General features: G+C 45.6%; 20 protein-coding genes. 19 read left to right on the top strand and 1 reads right to left on the bottom strand.

Annotated elements, in window-relative coordinates; translation table 11 throughout:
* The first annotated feature begins 30 nt into the window (after positions 1-30).
* From ACWJJX_RS11420 to fni, 11 genes are all read left to right on the top strand, one after another.
* Entirely contained in the window at positions 31-615 is a 585-nt protein-coding gene (locus ACWJJX_RS11420) for a genetic competence negative regulator (RefSeq protein ID WP_003153412.1), read from the top strand.
* Positions 616-775: 160 nt separating this feature from the next.
* Entirely contained in the window at positions 776-2,050 is a 1,275-nt protein-coding gene (gudB, locus tag ACWJJX_RS11415; RefSeq protein WP_003153413.1) for an NAD-specific glutamate dehydrogenase, read from the top strand.
* Positions 2,051-2,155: 105 nt separating this feature from the next.
* Positions 2,156-3,139: a YpdA family putative bacillithiol disulfide reductase gene (locus tag ACWJJX_RS11410; protein WP_012117874.1), complete on the top strand. Its 984-nt coding sequence runs from the start codon at positions 2,156-2,158 to the stop codon at positions 3,137-3,139.
* Positions 3,140-3,235: 96 nt separating this feature from the next.
* Entirely contained in the window at positions 3,236-3,892 is a 657-nt protein-coding gene (prsW, locus tag ACWJJX_RS11405; protein WP_003153415.1) for a glutamic-type intramembrane protease PrsW, read from the top strand.
* Positions 3,893-4,024: 132 nt separating this feature from the next.
* Positions 4,025-4,894: a spore cortex-lytic enzyme gene (gene sleB, locus ACWJJX_RS11400; RefSeq protein ID WP_014305319.1), complete on the top strand. Its 870-nt coding sequence runs from the start codon at positions 4,025-4,027 to the stop codon at positions 4,892-4,894.
* Positions 4,895-4,918: 24 nt separating this feature from the next.
* Entirely contained in the window at positions 4,919-6,268 is a 1,350-nt protein-coding gene (ypeB, locus tag ACWJJX_RS11395; protein WP_454022990.1) for a germination protein YpeB, read from the top strand.
* 87 nt (positions 6,269-6,355) lie between these two features.
* A complete protein-coding gene (locus tag ACWJJX_RS11390; RefSeq protein ID WP_454022989.1) occupies positions 6,356-7,012 on the top strand; it encodes a flagellar brake protein in 657 nt (218 codons plus the stop codon).
* A 46-nt stretch (positions 7,013-7,058) separates the two neighbouring features.
* On the top strand, positions 7,059-7,235 hold the full coding sequence (locus ACWJJX_RS11385) for a YpfB family protein (protein ID WP_003153420.1): 177 nt from the start codon (positions 7,059-7,061) through the stop codon (positions 7,233-7,235).
* A 78-nt stretch (positions 7,236-7,313) separates the two neighbouring features.
* A complete protein-coding gene (gene cmk / locus ACWJJX_RS11380) occupies positions 7,314-7,988 on the top strand; it encodes a (d)CMP kinase (protein WP_014305316.1) in 675 nt (224 codons plus the stop codon).
* A gap of 228 nt (positions 7,989-8,216) precedes the next feature.
* A complete protein-coding gene (gene rpsA, locus ACWJJX_RS11375) occupies positions 8,217-9,365 on the top strand; it encodes a 30S ribosomal protein S1 (protein ID WP_454022988.1) in 1,149 nt (382 codons plus the stop codon).
* 14 nt (positions 9,366-9,379) lie between these two features.
* Positions 9,380-10,429 (top strand): type 2 isopentenyl-diphosphate Delta-isomerase, encoded by a 1,050-nt coding sequence (gene fni, locus ACWJJX_RS11370; protein WP_015388064.1) that lies wholly within the window; start codon positions 9,380-9,382, stop codon positions 10,427-10,429.
* 34 nt (positions 10,430-10,463) lie between these two features.
* Here the strand turns inward: fni and ACWJJX_RS11365 are convergent, their stop codons facing one another.
* The gene (locus ACWJJX_RS11365; protein WP_003153429.1) at positions 10,464-10,595 is read right to left on the bottom strand and encodes a YpzI family protein; all 132 of its coding nucleotides are present in this window, start codon (positions 10,593-10,595) and stop codon (positions 10,464-10,466) included.
* A 76-nt stretch (positions 10,596-10,671) separates the two neighbouring features.
* On the opposite strand from ACWJJX_RS11365, the gene ACWJJX_RS11360 reads away from it, so the two are divergent.
* The 8 genes from ACWJJX_RS11360 to folE all read left to right on the top strand — a co-directional run bounded on the left by ACWJJX_RS11360 (position 10,672) and on the right by folE (position 18,183).
* Positions 10,672-11,274 (top strand): YphA family membrane protein, encoded by a 603-nt coding sequence (locus ACWJJX_RS11360; RefSeq protein WP_017418044.1) that lies wholly within the window; start codon positions 10,672-10,674, stop codon positions 11,272-11,274.
* 192 nt (positions 11,275-11,466) lie between these two features.
* The gene (gene der, locus ACWJJX_RS11355) at positions 11,467-12,777 is read left to right on the top strand and encodes a ribosome biogenesis GTPase Der (protein WP_003153433.1); all 1,311 of its coding nucleotides are present in this window, start codon (positions 11,467-11,469) and stop codon (positions 12,775-12,777) included.
* A 17-nt stretch (positions 12,778-12,794) separates the two neighbouring features.
* Positions 12,795-13,832, top strand: a complete 1,038-nt coding sequence (locus tag ACWJJX_RS11350) for an NAD(P)H-dependent glycerol-3-phosphate dehydrogenase (RefSeq protein ID WP_003153434.1) — start codon at positions 12,795-12,797, stop codon at positions 13,830-13,832.
* A gap of 318 nt (positions 13,833-14,150) precedes the next feature.
* On the top strand, positions 14,151-14,354 hold the full coding sequence (locus ACWJJX_RS11345) for a DUF2768 domain-containing protein (protein WP_003153435.1): 204 nt from the start codon (positions 14,151-14,153) through the stop codon (positions 14,352-14,354).
* A gap of 19 nt (positions 14,355-14,373) precedes the next feature.
* Positions 14,374-15,108: a hypothetical protein gene (locus ACWJJX_RS11340; RefSeq protein WP_071391684.1), complete on the top strand. Its 735-nt coding sequence runs from the start codon at positions 14,374-14,376 to the stop codon at positions 15,106-15,108.
* Positions 15,109-15,293: 185 nt separating this feature from the next.
* Positions 15,294-16,772 carry a stage IV sporulation protein A gene (gene spoIVA, locus ACWJJX_RS11335; RefSeq protein ID WP_003153438.1) on the top strand — a complete coding sequence of 493 codons (1,479 nt, stop codon included), beginning with the start codon at positions 15,294-15,296 and terminating at the stop codon, positions 16,770-16,772.
* 373 nt (positions 16,773-17,145) lie between these two features.
* Complete coding sequence (gene hbs, locus ACWJJX_RS11330; RefSeq protein WP_003153447.1) at positions 17,146-17,424, top strand: non-specific DNA-binding protein Hbs; 279 nt, start codon at positions 17,146-17,148, stop codon at positions 17,422-17,424.
* Between the two features lie 186 nt (positions 17,425-17,610).
* Positions 17,611-18,183 carry a GTP cyclohydrolase I FolE gene (gene folE, locus ACWJJX_RS11325; RefSeq protein ID WP_003153448.1) on the top strand — a complete coding sequence of 191 codons (573 nt, stop codon included), beginning with the start codon at positions 17,611-17,613 and terminating at the stop codon, positions 18,181-18,183.
* Positions 18,184-18,185: the final 2 nt, after the last annotated feature.

Below are 18,185 nucleotides of genomic sequence, written 5' to 3'. Positions count from 1 at the left end.
TGTGTGCAAGAAGAGGCAGGAGGGAACATTATGCGGCTTGAGCGTCTGAACTATAATAAGATTAAAATCTTTTTAACCCTCGACGATCTGACTGATCGGGGACTGACAAAAGAAGACCTCTGGAAGGACTCGTTTAAAGTCCACCAGTTATTTAAAGATATGATGAATGAAGCAAATACAGAGCTCGGCTTTGAAGCGAATGGTCCGATCGCGGTGGAAGTATATTCTCTTCAGGCACAAGGTATGGTTGTGATTGTAACGAAAAATCATGACGCGGACGCAGAAGATGACGAATATGACGATGATTATATCGAGATGCAGGTCAAACTTGACGAAAGCCCGGATATTATTTATCAGTTCCATTCGTTTGAAGATATCATTCAACTAGCCGGAAGCCTTCACCGAATCGGGATTACCGGCGGCACCGTCTACCACTATGAGAACCAATACTATGTAAGCCTTGAAGACCTCGGCTCCCGTTCCGCCGAAGGTGTCATCGCGGTGCTGGCTGAATACGGACACCCGGCGACGATTACGATTTACAGACTCCATGAGTACGGAAAACTCATCATGGACGGCAATGCTGTGGAGACCATCCAGAAACATTTTTCATAAAAAAGATTTGAAACGGCAGCTGTTTTCAGCGGCCGTCTTTTTTTAAGCGAAATAATGGAAAAATCATTGTCTTTCTTCTATGCACGGAGATATTGAAGGTGTATACTAGTCACTGAAAGGGAGCATGAGAGAAACAGAAGATTTTAGGAGGTTAACTCAAATGGCAGCCGATCGATTCACCGGTCATAATGAAGAAGACAAACATGATGTATTAAAATCAACCCAAACCGTAATACATAAAGCTCTGGAAAAATTGGGGTATCCAGAAGAAGTGTATGAACTGCTGAAAGAGCCGCTCAGATTATTAACGGTTAAAATTCCTGTTCGGATGGATGACGGGTCTGTGAAAATATTTACAGGCTATCGTGCGCAGCACAATGATTCCGTAGGTCCGACAAAAGGCGGCATTCGTTTTCACCCGAATGTAACTGAAAAAGAGGTGAAAGCACTTTCCATCTGGATGAGTTTAAAATGCGGAATTATTGATCTTCCTTATGGCGGTGGTAAAGGCGGAATTGTTTGTGATCCGAGAAATATGTCATTCAGAGAGCTTGAAAGGCTGAGCAGGGGATATGTAAGAGCAATCAGTCAGATTGTCGGACCGACTAAAGACGTCCCGGCACCTGACGTATTTACAAACTCACAGATTATGGCTTGGATGATGGATGAATATTCAAGAATTGATGAATTTAACTCACCCGGCTTTATTACGGGAAAACCGCTTGTACTCGGCGGATCCCACGGCAGGGAATCAGCGACGGCAAAAGGCGTCACCATCTGCATAAAAGAAGCGGCCAAGAAAAAAGGTCTCGATATTCAGAACGCGCGCGTCGTCGTACAAGGCTTCGGAAATGCGGGCAGCTATCTGGCCAAGTTTATGCATGACGCCGGCGCGAAAGTTGTCGGAATTTCTGACGCGTACGGAGGCCTTTACGATCCGGACGGTCTTGATATTGATTATCTGCTTGACCGCAGAGACAGCTTCGGAACGGTGACGAAGCTTTTCAATGACACCATTACGAATCAGGAGCTGCTTGAGCTGGACTGTGATATACTTGTCCCGGCGGCGATCGAAAACCAAATTACAGAAGAAAACGCTGACCGCATCAAAGCGAAAATTGTGGTAGAAGCGGCAAACGGACCGACGACACTGGAAGGAACGAAAATCCTGACAGACAAAGGAACGCTGCTGGTTCCCGATGTTCTGGCGAGCGCCGGCGGTGTAACGGTTTCTTATTTCGAATGGGTTCAAAACAACCAGGGCTTCTACTGGAGTGAAGAAGAAGTCGAGGAAAAACTGGAAAATATGATGATAAAATCGTTTAATAATATTTATGAAATGTCCCAAAACCGCCGGATTGACATGAGGCTTGCGGCTTACATGGTCGGCGTGCGGAAAATGGCTGAGGCTTCGCGTTTCAGAGGCTGGATATAAACCAATCGTTTGCATAAACAAAAAAAATCTCCTATGATAATATAGGAGATTTTTTATATGAGTGGAAACTTATGATGGAAATGCCAATCGCAGGAGTTGAAGGACATGACAGAAGAAAAAGCAATTATAATAGGCGGAGGTCCTTGCGGATTATCGGCGGCTATACATCTGAAGCAAATTGGCGTGAACGCGCTTGTGATCGAAAAAGGGAATGTCGTAAACAGCATTTATAACTATCCGACCCACCAAACTTTTTTCAGTTCAAGTGAAAAATTGGAGATCGGCGATGTTGCCTTTATTACGGAAAACAGAAAACCGGTCCGAATACAGGCTCTCTCTTATTACAGAGAGGTTGTCAGAAGAAAAGAGCTGCGCGTAAACGCCTTTGAAACGGTGGAGCGCGTAACGAAACAGGAAGACGGCCGTTTTCTTGTAGAAACGTCAAAAGACCGCTACCTCACTCCGTTTTGTATCATTGCGACAGGATATTATGATCATCCGAATTATATGAACATACCGGGTGAAGGGCTTCCTAAGGTATTTCATTACTTTAAAGAAGGCCATCCTTATTTTGATAAAGATGTTGCTGTGATCGGCGGGAAAAACTCAAGTGTGGACGCGGCTTTGGAACTCGTGAAGTCCGGTGCGCGCGTCACGGTGCTCTACAGAGGACATGAGTACTCCCCGAGCATCAAGCCGTGGATTCTGCCTGAGTTTGAGGCCCTTGTCAGAAACGGCACAATCCGGATGGAATTCGGCGCTTGTCTTGAAGAAGTGACGGAAGATGAAATCATTTTCCGCTCCGGCCGAAATGAGACGGTCCGGCTGAAAAACGATTTCGTATTTGCCATGACGGGATACCATCCCGATCACGGTTTCCTCGAAAAAATCGGTGTGCGGATTGATGCGGAATCAGGCCGGCCGTTTTTCCGGGAAGAAACGATGGAAACAAATGTTGACGGTGTTTTTATCGCCGGAGTCATTGCGGCTGGAAATAACGCCAATGAAATTTTTATCGAGAACGGCCGTTTTCACGGCGGCTTGATCGCAAACGAAATATCAAAACGGCTGGGTGCAGAGAGCATATGATCATTCATATGCTCTTTTTTAAAAAAATTGAAAGATGTAAAAATATGAACAACATGGTACCATAGATATAGGAATATAAAGGAAAGAGGTTGCCTGATGTTTGCAATCATCTCTGCAGGAATTGCTCCCGGCATTGCGCTGTTAAGCTATTTTTATTTAAAAGATCAGTATGACAATGAACCCGTACATATGGTGCTGAGGTCTTTTTTTCTCGGGGTTGTCCTTGTGTTTCCGACCATGTTTATCCAATATGTTCTTGAAAAAGAGCATGTGGGGGGAGGAAGCTTTTTCGTTTCGTTTTTGTCTTCGGGATTTTTGGAAGAATCGGTGAAATGGTTCGTTCTGATGATAAGTGTGTACCCGCATGCTCATTTTGATGAGCATTATGACGGAATCGTTTACGGGGCCAGTGTGTCTTTAGGCTTTGCCACGCTTGAAAATATTCTGTATTTATTCGGCCACGGCGTTGAGCATGCTTTCATAAGGGCGCTTCTGCCGGTCTCCTGCCATGCGCTGATCGGAGTGATTATGGGGTTTTATCTCGGAAAAGCCCGCTTTTCGCAGAAAAAAGCCCGTGTCAAATGGCTTGTGATTTCGCTGGCCGTGCCTTCATGTCTGCACGGTTCGTACGATTTTATTCTTACCGCCCTCAATCATTGGGTATATTATATGCTGCCGTTTATGCTGTTTTTATGGTGGTTCGGGCTGCGAAAGGCAAAAAAAGCACGCTCCGTCAATATGATCCAAGTGTGAAGAAACCGCGCATCGCGTGCGGTTTCTTTTTTTATGCCTTGATGAGGGATAAGAAGGAAACGGTGTATAAAAATATCCGCGTGACAGACAATACGGGTACACTTTAAATTTTGCAGTAGGAGGCTTGAAGAGATGAAGTGCAAAGGAGCCTTTATGGCATGTCTCATTCTATTTTCTTTCGCCGCCGCTTTCTTCGATCATCATGAAACGATTCATGCGTTTTCAAATCAAGTGATTCAAAGAGGCGCGACGGGTGATGATGTTATAGAATTGCAGGCCCGTCTTCAATATAACGGATTTTATAACGGGAAAATTGATGGTGTTTACGGCTGGACCACATACTGGGCCGTGAGAAATTTTCAGGAGAAATTCGGCATGAAGCCGGTTGACGGCCTCGTCGGGGCGAAAACCAAACAGGTGCTGATTTCAAAATCAAAATATTACCGTGAATATGTAATGGAGCAGATCCAAAAAGGGAATACGTTCACTCATTATGGCAACGTCCCATTGGAAAACCAAACAAAACCGAGAGCCGGAGCGCAGAAGCCGGCGGGAACGAATAAGCCTGCTCAAAAGCCGCAAAACAATACAGGCGGTCAGTCAAATCAAAAGCAAAATACGACAGCGGCCAATATGCCTGGCGGTTTCTCAAACAACGACATCAATCTTCTGGCGCAGGCTGTGTACGGGGAAGCGCGCGGTGAGCCGTTTGAAGGACAGGTTGCCATCGCCGCGGTTATTTTAAACCGTATTAAAAGCCCGTTATTTCCGAATACGGTGGCCGGCGTCATTTTCGAACCGCTCGCGTTTACCGCCGTTGCCGACGGCCAAATATACATGCAGCCGAATGAAAGAGCAAAAGAAGCGGTTCTTGATGCGATCAACGGATGGGACCCTTCTGAAAACGCGCTTTATTATTTCAATCCTGATACGGCGACAAGCAAATGGATTTGGGGACGTCCGCAGATTAAAAGAATCGGAAAGCACATTTTCTGTGAGTAAAAGTACGCAAAATGAGGTGTTAACATGATTAGAGGAATCATTATCGCTGTTCTCGGTGTCGCGATCGCCGCAACCGGATACTGGGGATATAAAGAGCATCAGGAAAAAGATGCGGTCCTTCTGCACGCGGAAAATAATTATCAGAGGGCTTTTCATGAACTGACGTACCATGTTGATCAGCTTCACGACAAAATCGGGACGACGCTTGCAATGAACAGTAAAAAATCTCTGTCTCCGGCGCTCATTGATGTATGGAGAATTACATCTGAAGCACATAACAATGTGAGCCAGCTGCCCCTGACTCTCATGCCTTTTAATAAGACGGAGGAGTTTTTATCCAATATAGGAGATTTCAGCTATAAAACATCCGTCCGGGATTTAGACCAAAAACCGCTTGATAAGAAAGAATATACAACACTGAACAGCCTGTACAAACAGGCCGAGAACATTCAAAACCAGCTCCGCAGCGTTCAGCATCTCGTCATGAGCAAAAATTTACGGTGGATGGATGTTGAGATGGCGCTCGCCTCTGACAAAAAACAAAGCGATAATACGATCGTCGACAGCTTTAAAACAGTCGAAAAAAATGTAGGCGCTTTTTCTGAAGACAGTACCAGCCCTACGTTTACAAGCGCAAATACAGAACGAAAAGGGTTTACGCATCTGAAAGGAAAACAAATTACGGAAAAAGAAGCGGTAAAAATCGCGGAACGGTTTGCGCCTGATCATAATTATTCCATTAAAGTGGTCAAAAGCGGCCGGAAGACGAATCGGGATGTATACAGTATCCGCATGAATGACGTGGATCACAAATCTTTTATCTATATGGATATTACCCAAAAAGGGGGACATCCTGTCTATTTGATTCAAAAACGGGGCGTGAAGAAACAAAAGATCAGCCTCAATGAAGCATCTAACCGGGCCGTCGCGTTTTTAAAGAAAAACGGATATGAAACAAAAGGCCTCGAAATTGATGAAAGCGCGCAATATAATAACATCGGCGTCTTTTCTTTTATTCCCGTGGAGAAAAACGTCCGCATTTATCCGGAAGCCATCCGAATGAAAGTGGCGCTGGATGATGGTGAAGTCGTCGGTTTTTCCGCGCGTGATTACCTGGCGGCGCACCGCACGAGAACGATTCCGGCTCCCGCTTTGTCAGCTGATGAAGCGAAAGCGAAGCTGAATAAAAATGTTGAAGTGCGGGAGACCCGGCAGGCGCTGATCACGAATGAACTCGGTCAGGAAGTGCTTTGCTACGAAATGCTCGGGACGATCGGGAAAGACACGTATCAAATGTTCATTAATGCGGACGACGGAAAAGAGGAAAAAATAGAAAAATTAAAAAGTGCAGAGCCTATATATAAAGACCTATAAAAATAAAGGAGGAAAGGACTAAAAGTCTTTTCCTTTTTTTCATTACATGCTTTAATAAAAGCATAAATAATGAAAGAGTGAAGGCCCATGATAGCTGTCGGAGATTATATTTGGATTGAATACATAGAGAACAATGAGCCCAAAAAAGCGAGGAGCAAAGCAGTAAGCGTTGAAAACGGCGAACTCCATATCTCATATCCCGTCGATCTGGATTCGGGACGGACGGTCTTTTTGCATAAAGGATTGGAAATAACAGCGGAATTTATGGGGAATGGCCAAGTACCGTATCAATTTAAAAGCATAATCAAAGGAAAGAAAAAAGAACCCATCCCGATGATCGGATTGGACATCCCCCCTCAGAAGGAAATGAAGCGGATTCAAAGACGCCGATACGTCCGTGCAGAAGCAGTATTGGATGTATCTGTCAAAACGGAAGCGAAAAAAACCGCTTTCCAAACGGTTTCCTCTAATATCAGCGCCGGCGGAATCGCTGTTGTGATGCCTGAGCATATTTCCGCGGAACCAGGTGAAAAGCTGTATGTCTCATTTTCTCTTCCCGGCAAAGAAAAGGCGGCGGATATAACGGCTGAGGCTCTTACCCAGCGGATTTTTTATGATGAAAAGGCGGATAAACAAAAAATGACGCTTGAATTTACAGAAATCGGCCCCGCAGCGCAGCAGCTTTTACTCCAATATTGTATGCGCGCGCAGCTGCAGCAGAGAAGAAACAGTCTGTCGGAATAAACAGCAGCGCACTTTTCCATACTAATCCTAATGGAGGTGCGCGTGTATGAAAACGTTTGAACGTCTGCTGGTCAAATTGGTCTGCATTCAGCTTATAATTTTGGGCGCGGTGCAGTTTTTGCTTCATTATCAGCCTATTGAACCTTATATTTCGAAAGCTGTGAAATATGAGGGAGTTGATAAAATGGAGAAAAAAGAATGGATTGAAACGGTAAAGCGGTAAATCAGCTCAATTTTTTCGCCCCTTTTCCGGCAGTTCATGATACAATCCATAGAGGAGTAAAGAGCAAGGAGAGAGATTATGGACAAGAAATTATCAATTGCGATCGACGGGCCGGCCGCTGCCGGAAAAAGCACCGTTGCTAAAATAGTGGCTGAGAAAAAATCATATGTGTACATTGATACAGGGGCGATGTATCGTGCCATTACATATACGGCGCTCAAGCAGAATGCCGATTTAACCGATGAAGCCGCGCTTACAGAGCTTTTGAAGCGTACGGAAATTGAGCTTGTATCCGCTCCGGAAGGACAAATCGTTCTCGTAAACGGAGAAGATGTGACAGAAGAAATCCGAAAAGACGAAGTCAGCAACCAAGTATCCATCGCCGCCAAGCATAAAGGCGTCAGAGAAGAAATGGTTAAAAGACAGCAGCAGCTCGGACAAAAAGGCGGTGTCGTCATGGACGGCCGTGATATCGGTACTCACGTGCTGCCTGATGCCGAAGTGAAAATTTTTCTGCTCGCGTCCGTAGAGGAAAGAGCGAAGCGCCGATATGAAGAGAATAAGAAAAAAGGCTATGACGTGAATTACGAGACGCTCATTGAAGAAATTGCCAGACGCGACAAACTCGATTCAGAGAGGGAAGTTTCCCCGCTGCGCAAAGCGGAAGACGCGATTGAAATCGATACGACGTCACTCAGCATTGCCGAAGTCGCAGGAAAAATTCTGGAGATCGTCGAACAGAAATCACGTTAACTTCGGGCGGAGCGCTTTTTAATTTTTTTTCAAAAGACAAGATGTTATTGCTTGACAAACCAGTCCTTTTATTAGAAGTTAATACTAATAAAACTTTTTATTGATCATTCAAAATCTTTTTTGGATGATTCTTTAATACATATTCGGCTGAAAAGCGGACATTCACATGTTCAGCTTTCAAACCGTATTAATTAAGCTGTGTAGGTTTGGACCAAGGAGGTTATTCAAATGACAGAGGAAATGAATCAAATTGATGTTCAAGTGCCAGAGGTTGGAGATGTAGTAAAAGGGATTGTGACAAAGGTAGAGGACAAGCATGTAGATGTCGAAATTGTCAATGTCAAACAGTCCGGAATCATTCCAATCAGTGAATTATCAAGTCTTCATGTAGAGAAAGCATCGGATGTCGTAAAAGTTGACGACGAGCTTGACCTGAAAGTAACAAAAGTGGAAGACGATGCTTTGATTTTATCTAAACGTGCCGTTGATGCTGACCGCGCTTGGGAAGACCTTGAAAAAAAATTCGACACAAAAGAAGTGTTTGAAGCTGAAGTGAAAGATGTGGTGAAAGGCGGTCTCGTCGTTGATATCGGCGTTCGCGGCTTCATTCCCGCATCACTTGTCGAAGCTCATTTCGTCGAGGATTTCACTGACTATAAAGGGAAAACCCTCTCTCTTATCGTCGTTGAACTCGACCGTGATAAAAACCGGGTGATTCTGTCACACCGGGCTGTAGTGGAAAAAGAACAGACAGCCAGAAAGCATGATTTTCTCCAAACGCTTGAGGTTGGAAGCGTGCTTGAAGGAAAAGTGCAGCGTCTGACTGATTTCGGCGCATTTGTCGACATCGGCGGAATTGACGGGCTTGTTCATATTTCGCAGCTGTCTCATTCACACGTCGAAAAACCGTCTGACGTGGTGGAAGAAGGTCAGGACGTAAAAGTGAAAGTGCTGTCCGTAGACCGCGATAACGAGCGTATTTCTTTATCTATTAAAGAAACGCTGCCGGGACCTTGGAGCCAGATCGGCGAAAAGGTAAAACAGGGAGATGTGCTTGAAGGAAAAGTGCAGCGCCTTGTAAGCTTCGGCGCTTTCGTTGAAATTCTTCCGGGCGTGGAAGGACTTGTGCACATTTCGCAAATTTCCAATAAACATATCGGAACGCCGCATGAAGTGCTTGAAGAAGGACAGACTGTTAAAGTGAAAGTGCTTGACGTGAACGAAAGCGAAGAGCGCATTTCCTTAAGCATGCGTGAGCTTGAAGAAGCGCCGAAAGCCGATCAGGAGGACTTCCGTCAATACCAGGCGAAAGAAGAGCCGAGCACCGGTTTCCAGCTTGGCGATTTAATCGGAGACAAGCTTAATAAATTAAAATAAATTGGTGATAAAACGTGACACGAGCAGAACGAAAAAGAGAACATATAAATCATGCGCTGTCTACCGGTCAAAACCGGGAAACGGGGCTTGATGATATTACGTTTGTTCATGTCAGCCTACCGAACCTAGCATTGGAAAAAGTGGATATATCAACGAAAATCGGCGGACTCACAAGCAGTTCGCCGATTTTTATCAATGCGATGACAGGCGGCGGCGGACAGCTTACATACGAAATTAACAGATCGCTGGCAAGAGCCGCGCGCAAAGCCGGCATGCCGCTGGCTGTCGGTTCGCAAATGTCGGCTTTAAAAGATCCCTCCGAACGGTATTCTTACGAGATCGTCAGAAAAGAGAATCCGGACGGGCTGATATTTGCCAATTTAGGCAGCGAGGCGGATGCCGAGCAGGCGAAAAGGGCAATTGATATGATTCAAGCAGATGCCCTCCAGATTCATTTAAATGTGATTCAGGAGATCGTCATGCCAGAGGGAGACAGAAGCTTTACCGGCGCTCTCGGCCGTATTGAGCGGATTGCGGCGGAAGCGGGAGTTCCCGTTTTTGTCAAAGAAGTCGGCTTCGGAATGAGCAGGGAATCGGCACGGCAGTTATTTGATGCCGGCGCGGCAGCAGTTGATGCCGGCGGATACGGCGGTACAAATTTCTCTAAGATTGAAAATATGCGCAGAGAGAAGGCGCTTCAATTTTTTAATACATGGGGAATTTCCACTGCCGCAAGCTTAGCGGAAATCCACTCGCTCTCCGCTGATCAATCAATTATCGCATCCGGCGGGCTGCAAAGTGCCCTGGATGTCGCCAAATCGATTGCCCTCGGCGCTTCTGGCGCGGGAATGGCAGGCACTTTCCTGAAAGCTCTCACCTCCAAAGGAGAAGAGGGGCTGTTTGACGAGATGACGGCGCTTTTACAAGAGCTGAAAATGATTATGACCGCCCTCGGATGCCAATCGGTTGCCCAATTGCAAAAGGCGCCTTTGGTCATAAAAGGTGACACACATCACTGGCTTTCTGAACGGGGAATTGACACGTCCCGTTTCAGCAGACGTTAAAAGGCATGCGAACACGCATGCCTTTTTCTGTTTTTTACGATTTTCTTTTTCGGAATTCACCGTTTTGTTCAAGGCTTGTCGCTCCTTTATGGTGAATCGAATCATCGCGATCAGATTCCACCCGGCGGGAGGCTTTCAGTTTTTTCTCCTGTCTGTCTTTTCCCATCCTTATCCGCTCCTTTCAGGCATAATTGGTTTAAAAAATGCGTTCCCGCTCCATACTGGTCAGAGGAGGAGCGATTATGGAACCGTTTTATTATTACTGGTCAATGTGGTTTTTATGGATACTTGCGACTTTTATTTTTGCCAAAACAAAAAGCCGGTTTTACGTATCAGTCTTTATTTTGACTAATATGATGGCAAGCATACATCAGATAACGGCTTATTTTACGCTGAACGCGGCATATGTCATGTTTTTTGCTGCGGCATTTGTATATGCGGGAAGCCTCGGCATGCATAAACGGCTCCGTCATATTGTGATTCATCTGACGGCGTCTGCGGCATACGGCTTTATTTTTCTTTTTGCATTATATGACCCTGTTTGGTTTATCATAAAACCTGAATGGGCGGCGGTTATACTGCTTACCGTTATTACGCTTTCTGTTGAGGGGCGGTTCCCTGAGAGGCTTTGTCTTTTTGTTCTCGGCATGTGCCAGGGGGAGTTATTGTATGCTGCGGTCATCCGCAACATTGCGGGTGCAGCAGCCGTCGGTGATTATAAATGGCTTTCAGGCTGTTCGGCGGGAGTGATTCTTCTCGTCGGGCTGACTACATATGAACAGCTTGCGGCGCGCATCAGCCAAAAAAGCAAAAAGCAGGGCAAAGGAGCGACAAAAATGTCTTGAAAACAGACGGAGACTGTTACATGAATGCGAAACATTTTGAAGAATACATTGTGATCTCAGTGAAAACTGATATAATAAATGAGTTAAGCCCTTCTGTTTGAAGGGTTCTTTTCATAGCGAAGATGATTTTTAATAACCGGTTGAACAATTTTTTGTGAAAATGTAAGCGGCTGGATTGAAAGGAAGGGTACTATGGGTAAACCTGTCGTAGCCATTGTCGGAAGACCGAATGTGGGAAAATCCACAATCTTTAACCGGATTGCGGGTGAAAGAATTTCAATAGTAGAAGATACCCCCGGAGTGACGCGGGACCGGATATACAGTTCGGCGGAATGGCTGAATTATGATTTTAACCTGATTGATACGGGCGGAATTGATATCGGAGACGAACCGTTTCTGACACAGATCCGCCAGCAGGCTGAAATCGCCATGGACGAGGCTGATGTGATCATCTTTATGGTGAACGGCCGCGAAGGTGTGACGTCTGCGGATGAAGAAGTGGCAAAAATACTGTACCGGACGAAAAAACCGGTCGTATTAGCCGTTAATAAATTAGATAATACCGAAATGAGAGCGAACATCTATGACTTTTATGCGCTCGGCTTTGGAGAACCGTATCCGATTTCGGGCACACACGGTTTAGGATTGGGAGATTTGCTCGATGCTTGTGCCGAGCATTTTAAAAACATTCCGGAGACGAAGTACAGTGATGATGTCGTTCAATTCTGCCTGATCGGCCGCCCGAATGTCGGAAAATCATCCCTTGTCAATGCGATGCTCGGCGAAGAGCGGGTTATCGTGAGCAACGTAGCCGGAACGACTAGAGACGCTGTAGATACGGCGTTCACTTACAATCAGCAGGAATTCGTAATCGTTGACACGGCGGGAATGAGAAAAAAGGGTAAAGTATATGAAACAACAGAAAAATACAGTGTGCTGCGGGCGTTAAAAGCCATTGACCGCTCAGACGTCGTCGGCGTTGTGCTGAATGCAGAAGAAGGCATCCTGGAGCAGGACAAGCGGATCGCCGGATACGCCCATGAAGCCGGGAAAGCCGTCGTCATTATCGTAAACAAATGGGATGCCGTTGATAAGGACGAGCGCACGATGAAAGAATTTGAACAGAATATTCGGGAGCATTTCCAATTTCTCGATTATGCGCCGGTGCTGTTTATGTCGGCACTGACGACAAAGCGGATTCATACACTCATGCCTGCGATTATTAAAGCGAGTGAAAACCACTCTCTCCGCGTGCAGACAAATGTCTTAAATGATGTCATCATGGATGCGGTCGCCATGAATCCGACTCCGACGCACAACGGCTCCCGTCTGAAAATTTATTATGCGACTCAAGTCGCTGTTAAGCCGCCGAGCTTCGTTGTTTTTGTCAACGATCCGGAACTGATGCATTTTTCTTATGAACGCTTTTTAGAAAACCGAATCCGGGACGCTTTCGGATTTGAAGGTACGCCAATTAAAATATTTGCAAGAGCAAGAAAATAAAAAGGTGTGATACAGAGATGAAAAAAGTGGCAATGCTTGGAGCGGGAAGCTGGGGCACTGCACTTTCTTTAGTGCTGGCTGATAACGGACACCAAGTCATGATGTGGGGACACCGTGCCGAATTGATCGATCAAATCAACGAACTGCATGAAAACAAAGATTACCTGCCGGGGGTGGAGCTATCAAGTTCTATCATCGGGACAGCCGATTTAAGCGAGGCTTTAAAAGGAGCTGACTTCATCATTGTGGCAGTTCCGACAAAAGCCATTCGGGAAGTGCTGAAAAAGGCTCTGCCGTACATCCCGAAACAATCGATTTTTGTTCATGTCAGCAAGGGAATTGAGCCGGATTCGCTTCTCCGCATTTCAGAATTAATGGAAGAGGAGCTGCCTGAGGAGTACAGAAAAGACATCGTCGTGCTTTCAGGGCCGAGCCACGCTGAGGAAGTCGGATTAAGACACCCGACGACTGTTACATCATCTTCAAAAAATATCAAGGCTGCAGAAGCGGTTCAGGATTTATTCATGAACCAGCATTTCCGCGTCTATACAAATCCGGATATGATCGGTGTTGAAATAGGGGGAGCGTTAAAGAATATCATTGCTCTTGCAGCGGGGATTACAGATGGATTGGGATACGGAGATAATGCAAAAGCGGCCTTAATCACCCGAGGTCTTGCTGAAATCGCCAGACTCGGCACAAAGATGGGCGGAAATCCGCTCACCTTTTCCGGCCTGACCGGCGTAGGCGATTTAATCGTGACGTGTACAAGCGTTCATTCCCGAAACTGGCGCGCCGGCAACCTGCTCGGCAAAGGATACAAGCTGGAAGCTGTCCTGGATAAGATGGGGATGGTTGTTGAAGGCGTGCGGACGACGAAAGCTGCGTATCAGCTGTCTCAAAAATATCAGGTGAAAATGCCGATCACAGAAGCGCTTCACCAAGTATTATTTAACGGGCAGAAGGTAGAAACGGCCGTAGAATCCTTAATGGCCAGAGTGAAAACCCATGAGATGGAAGACTTGGTCAACACATTCGAAAACCGGGTGAAGTGACAATAACATGCCGTCAGCATATTCTGAAGTGACGAAAGTCCAAAACGCAGAACTCTCCGGCTGAAATCGCTTAAAACATTTGCTGATTTAGGCAGAAGAGGATGCAGACGTACGCATCTAAGCATACTATAGCATCGAAGTCCAAGAGAGTGTATCTCAGACGTACAGGTGAATATAGTCAACTTGACTGAAGCAAAGTCCCCCTCTTTGCTTCAGTTTTTTTGTTTTTTCAATAGATGGAAAACCTGTTGATCTTTTCAACATTTGTATATTAAAATGAAATATAACGCTTACAATGATGGGACGGGGGGCACGAACGTGAGTGTGGCATTGATGAAAATGTGGTTTGCGCTTGGTGCTATGGGATTAATGTTTGTTGCGGTCGCCTCTATTTATGTCAGCAGGTACAAAGTGAAAAACAAACTGATAAAAGCAGCGGTTTCTTCACTCGCTTATGCCTGCATGGTCATCTCGGGATTGATCGTGTTAATGGTCGTTTTCAGCGGGCCTGTCAATGAATAAAGCAAAAAGGGGGCGCGGAATGCATAAGTTAAAAATGGCCGTCATAACGGCAATGGCGGTGCTTCTGCTGTCCGGCTGTCTGTACCCTGAAGCGAAAAAAACTGAAAATAAAGTATCTTACAAACATCAGCTTCAGCAGGTGCAAGCGGCAGTGGATGAATTTAAAAAGGCGAACGGCGGACTTCTGCCGATTCAGACAAAAGATATGAAAACACCGCTCTATCAAAAATATCCGATAGATTTTAAGCGGCTCGCGCCCAGATACATAGAGGAGCCGCCGGCCTCAGCTTATGAAAGCGGAGGAATGTACCAATACGTGCTTGTCGATGTGGAAAATAAGCCGACCGTCAAGCTGGTCGATCTCCAAATGGCGGAAGCAATCCGCGACATGAAGCTGCGTGTCAAAATGTATCAGGAAAAGCATACATATCCTCCCTATGAGGACGCCGTTTCAAAAGGGCTGTTCACTTTAAATGAAAAAAAGCTCGGCATGAAAGACTCTCCTTCAGTCAAAAGTCCGGTTTCAGGCACGTCTCTGCCGCTTTTAATCGGCGCTGACGGAGAAATCTATGCCGACTATCGCGTCGATCTCGCCCGCTGCCTGAAGGAAAACAAAAAGAAAATCAAACCGGGCGCGGAAATTCAGGATATTTTATGGAAAGAGACTCCTTTCGTCCCGGCCTTTTCAGTCACATACACCGTAAATGAAAAACAGGAACCCGTTTTTTTAGAAAGTCAAACGAAACAGGAATGAACCTTTTTCCCGCGCATACAAATAGGGAGAAAGGTTTTTTTGATTTTGATAGAAAAGACTGCCTGAAAATTTTCTAAAGATGTCATATTGAAATAGGACAACGTCATACACATATAGTGTCCTGTATTTGATTGGAGAATGGTGAATGAAAAATGATAAGGATAGGAAGTCCGGGAGGGGATCACTTGGAAAAGGTCGATATTTTCAAGGATATCGCTGAACGAACAGGAGGCGATATATACTTAGGAGTCGTTGGCGCTGTCCGTACAGGGAAATCTACATTCATTAAAAAATTTATGGAGCTTGTGGTGCTCCCGAATATCAGCAATGAGGCCGACCGAGCGCGGGCGCAGGATGAGCTTCCGCAAAGCGCAGCAGGAAAAACGATAATGACCACAGAACCAAAATTTGTCCCGAATCAAGCCATGTCCGTTCATGTCGCGGAAGGGCTTGATGTCAACATCCGTCTTGTGGATTGTGTGGGATATACGGTTCCCGGGGCGAAGGGATATGAGGATGAAAACGGTCCGAGAATGATCAATACACCTTGGTACGAAGAACCGATTCCCTTTCATGAGGCTGCGGAAATCGGTACGAGAAAAGTCATCCAGGAACACTCCACAATCGGGGTCGTCATTACGACAGACGGCTCAATCGGCGATATTGCGCGGGGCGATTACGTGGAAGCGGAAGAAAGAGTCATCGACGAGCTGAAGGAAGTCGGCAAACCGTTTATTATGGTCATCAACTCGGTAAAACCGTACCACCCGGAAACAGAAGCGCTCAGAGCTGAATTAAGCGCGAAATATGATATTCCTGTCCTCGCCATGAGTGTTGAAAGCATGCGGGAAACAGATGTGTTAAGCGTCCTCAGAGAAGCGCTTTACGAGTTCCCTGTGCTGGAAGTCAATGTCAACCTTCCGAGCTGGGTCATGGTGCTGAAAGAAAATCATTGGCTCAGAGAGAGCTATCAGGAATCAGTGAAAGAAACCGTAAAAGATATTAAACGCCTGCGCGATGTCGACCGGGTTGTCGGCCACTTCAGTGAATTTGAATTTATTGAAAGCGCCGGTCTGGCCGGAATCGAACTTGGCCAGGGTGTCGCAGAAATTGATTTGTATGCGCCGGATCATTTATATGACCAGATTTTAAAAGAAGTGGTCGGCGTTGAAATCCGCGGGAAAGACCACCTGCTTGAATTAATGCAGGACTTCGCCCACGCGAAAAAAGAATATGATCAGGTATCAGATGCGCTGAAAATGGTGAAACAGACCGGCTACGGCATTGCCGCCCCGGCCTTAACCGATATGAGCCTGGATGAACCGGAAATCATCAGGCAGGGATCAAGGTTCGGAGTAAGGCTGAAAGCGGTCGCTCCGTCCATTCATATGATCAAAGTGGATGTGGAAAGTGAATTCGCACCGATCATCGGGACAGAAAAACAAAGTGAAGAGCTTGTCCGCTACTTAATGCAGGACTTTGAAGATGATCCGCTTTCTATCTGGAATTCCGATATTTTCGGCAGATCATTGAGCTCTATCGTAAGAGAAGGAATCTCCGCAAAACTGTCACTCATGCCGGAAAATGCGAGATACAAACTGAAAGAAACGCTTGAGAGAATTATTAACGAAGGCTCAGGCGGCCTGATCGCCATTATTTTGTAAGCTGAAGGACCTCTTCCTGAAACGGGGGGTCTTTTTTTATTCTTTTTAGATACTGGAAATCAATCAAGGATTAGGAGGAAAAAGCAAAAAAAGGAATATTTGTTCGGTAAAACACGTGAAAACCTTGACGAGCAAGGGATTGAGGCTTTAAAATGCTTGATATGGCTTTTTATATGTGTTACTCTACATACAGAAAATCTTCACTTTGTTGGACAAACATTCCTCAAAGTGTCTGTTTTCTTATGAAAAGCCGTTTACTTGTCTGTTCTTCCCTGCTTTGATTTTTTATCAGACAGGTTTAGAATCAGGCTGAACTGTGAAGAAATGATAATAAACTGCTGATTTGATACCCTTTTGGGAGGAGGTGAAAGGCATGAACAAGACAGAACTAATCAATGCGGTTGCTGAAGCAAGCGAATTGTCTAAAAAAGACGCTACAAAAGCAGTTGATTCTGTTTTTGATACGATTTTAGATGCACTTAAAAACGGTGATAAAATCCAACTGATCGGTTTCGGTAACTTTGAGGTGCGCGAGCGTTCTGCACGTAAAGGACGTAACCCGCAAACAGGTGAAGAAATCGAAATCCCTGCAAGCAAAGTACCTGCTTTCAAACCAGGTAAAGCTCTTAAAGACGCTGTTGCAGGAAAATAATTGTGAATATAGATCGTGTATGCATCTGATACATACACTTTGTTTCTTCACAGAAAAGCCCCTTGATAAAGGGGCTTTTCATATTTAAGCAGCCCCGGTCACCGGGCAGGACTTTCGTTTTGCTTTTGGCGCGGCAAATGTGCTAGAATCGAAATTAAATGTATTCAATGGTGGAGGACACAGACAATGAAAGAAGTTAATAAAGAACAGATTGAACAGGCGGTTCGCCAGATTTTAGAGGCGATTGGAGAAGATCCGGACCGGGAAGGGCTTTTAGATACGCCGAAACGCGTGGCAAAAATGTACGCGGAAGTATTCTCGGGATTAAATGAAGACCCGAAAGAACACTTTAAAACCGTTTTCGGAGAAGACCATGAGGAGCTTGTTCTTGTAAAAGATATCGCGTTTCATTCCATGTGTGAACATCACCTTGTTCCTTTTTACGGAAAAGCGCATATTGCCTACATTCCGCGCGGCGGCAAAGTGACGGGCCTGAGTAAATTGGCACGGGCGGTGGAAGCCGTCTCAAAACGCCCGCAGCTGCAGGAGCGCATTACTTCAACGATTGCAGAAAGCATCGTAGAGACCTTAGATCCCCACGGTGTCATGGTTGTCGTCGAAGCTGAGCATATGTGCATGACGATGAGGGGCGTAAGAAAGCCGGGCGCAAAAACAGTGACTTCCGCTGTAAGAGGTATTTTTAAAGATGACGCAGCGGCGCGTTCCGAAGTGTTAGAACATATTAAACGTGCGGATTAATA

It is taken from the genome of Bacillus sp. YH3-2-B2, assembly GCF_053663335.1.
This window is presented reverse-complemented; position numbering and strand designations above follow the sequence as displayed.

What these genes read in the sequence shown, in the direction of transcription:
- ACWJJX_RS11420 (WP_003153412.1), top strand. Translation starts at nt 31, where the DNA reads ATGCGGCTTGAGCGTCTGAACTATAATAAGATTAAAATCTTTTTAACC.
- gudB (WP_003153413.1), top strand. Translation starts at nt 776, where the DNA reads ATGGCAGCCGATCGATTCACCGGTCATAATGAAGAAGACAAACATGAT.
- ACWJJX_RS11410 (WP_012117874.1), top strand. Translation starts at nt 2,156, where the DNA reads ATGACAGAAGAAAAAGCAATTATAATAGGCGGAGGTCCTTGCGGATTA.
- prsW (WP_003153415.1), top strand. Translation starts at nt 3,236, where the DNA reads ATGTTTGCAATCATCTCTGCAGGAATTGCTCCCGGCATTGCGCTGTTA.
- sleB (WP_014305319.1), top strand. Translation starts at nt 4,025, where the DNA reads ATGAAGTGCAAAGGAGCCTTTATGGCATGTCTCATTCTATTTTCTTTC.
- ypeB (WP_454022990.1), top strand. Translation starts at nt 4,919, where the DNA reads ATGATTAGAGGAATCATTATCGCTGTTCTCGGTGTCGCGATCGCCGCA.
- ACWJJX_RS11390 (WP_454022989.1), top strand. Translation starts at nt 6,356, where the DNA reads ATGATAGCTGTCGGAGATTATATTTGGATTGAATACATAGAGAACAAT.
- ACWJJX_RS11385 (WP_003153420.1), top strand. Translation starts at nt 7,059, where the DNA reads ATGAAAACGTTTGAACGTCTGCTGGTCAAATTGGTCTGCATTCAGCTT.
- cmk (WP_014305316.1), top strand. Translation starts at nt 7,314, where the DNA reads ATGGACAAGAAATTATCAATTGCGATCGACGGGCCGGCCGCTGCCGGA.
- rpsA (WP_454022988.1), top strand. Translation starts at nt 8,217, where the DNA reads ATGACAGAGGAAATGAATCAAATTGATGTTCAAGTGCCAGAGGTTGGA.
- ACWJJX_RS11365 (WP_003153429.1), bottom strand. Translation starts at nt 10,595, where the DNA reads ATGGGAAAAGACAGACAGGAGAAAAAACTGAAAGCCTCCCGCCGGGTG.
- ACWJJX_RS11360 (WP_017418044.1), top strand. Translation starts at nt 10,672, where the DNA reads ATGGAACCGTTTTATTATTACTGGTCAATGTGGTTTTTATGGATACTT.
- der (WP_003153433.1), top strand. Translation starts at nt 11,467, where the DNA reads ATGGGTAAACCTGTCGTAGCCATTGTCGGAAGACCGAATGTGGGAAAA.
- ACWJJX_RS11350 (WP_003153434.1), top strand. Translation starts at nt 12,795, where the DNA reads ATGAAAAAAGTGGCAATGCTTGGAGCGGGAAGCTGGGGCACTGCACTT.
- ACWJJX_RS11340 (WP_071391684.1), top strand. Translation starts at nt 14,374, where the DNA reads ATGCATAAGTTAAAAATGGCCGTCATAACGGCAATGGCGGTGCTTCTG.
- hbs (WP_003153447.1), top strand. Translation starts at nt 17,146, where the DNA reads ATGAACAAGACAGAACTAATCAATGCGGTTGCTGAAGCAAGCGAATTG.
- folE (WP_003153448.1), top strand. Translation starts at nt 17,611, where the DNA reads ATGAAAGAAGTTAATAAAGAACAGATTGAACAGGCGGTTCGCCAGATT.